Below are 908 nucleotides of genomic sequence, written 5' to 3' on the forward strand. Positions count from 1 at the left end.
CCCCTGCTCCCCCGCTCCCCTGCTCCCCATAAATTCCCACCCCATCCATGACCGATCCTAACATCCTCCAAATCCTAGAAGCCGTTTCCGCCGGGTATTTAAGCCCCACTGTAGCTCAAGAAAAACTCCGGCAACTTAGCTATGAATCCGTGGATCATTTCGCCAAAATTGACACCCAACGGCAAGCGCGGACGGGATTTCCCGAGGTGATTTGGGGACAAGATAAAACCCCCCAGCAAATTATCCAGATTATGGAGAAAATGCGCCCCCATCAATCGGTCATCCTCGCCACCCGGGTTTCTCCCGCCGTCGCCGCTACGATTCAGGCTCATATCCCCGATGTGATCTATCACGAAAGGGCGAGAATTTGCGCCCTAGGGCATCCTGAACCGAATTCTGACCTTTTAGGTCAAATCACCATCTTAACGGCAGGAACAGCCGATTTACCCGTGGCAGAAGAAGCGGCCATCACGGCTGAATTATTCGGCTTTCGGGTTGAGCGACTCTGGGATGTGGGGGTGTCGGGGATTCAGCGCCTCTTGAGTAATCGTCACCTGATAGATAATGCAGATGTATTAATTGTAGTCGCAGGGATGGAGGGAGCGCTGCCCAGTGTGGTAGGGGGATTAGCCAATTGTCCCGTGATTGGTGTTCCCACCAGTGTAGGCTACGGGGCGAATTTTGGCGGGGTGGCGGCCTTGCTTTCCATGTTGAATTCCTGCGCGGCCGGAGTTGGGGTGGTGAACATTGATAATGGTTTTGGGGCGGCCATTTTAGCGGGGCAAATTTTGCGCACCGCGACGAGAATCAGTCGGGCTGACTGAGGGGATAGGGAGCGGGGGAGCGGGGGAGCGGGGGAGCGGGGGAGCGGGGGAGCGGGGGGGCAGGGGAGCGGGGGAGCAGGGGAG

At 56.9% G+C, this 908-nt stretch carries 1 protein-coding gene; it reads left to right on the plus strand.

Annotation, left to right across the window (positions count from 1 at the left end; genetic code table 11):
* Nucleotides 1-47 precede the first annotated feature (47 nt).
* Nucleotides 48-824: a nickel pincer cofactor biosynthesis protein LarB gene (larB, locus tag K4A83_RS22735; RefSeq protein WP_265267003.1), complete on the plus strand. Its 777-nt coding sequence runs from the start codon at nucleotides 48-50 to the stop codon at nucleotides 822-824.
* Nucleotides 825-908: the final 84 nt, after the last annotated feature.

This window comes from Spirulina subsalsa FACHB-351 (assembly GCF_026130165.1).
In the GTDB taxonomy this organism is placed as follows: domain Bacteria; phylum Cyanobacteriota; class Cyanobacteriia; order Cyanobacteriales; family Spirulinaceae; genus Spirulina_A; species Spirulina_A subsalsa_A.

Excerpts from the sequence above, each read along its gene's own strand:
- larB (WP_265267003.1), top strand. The coding sequence starts at position 48 with ATGACCGATCCTAACATCCTCCAAATCCTAGAAGCCGTTTCCGCCGGG.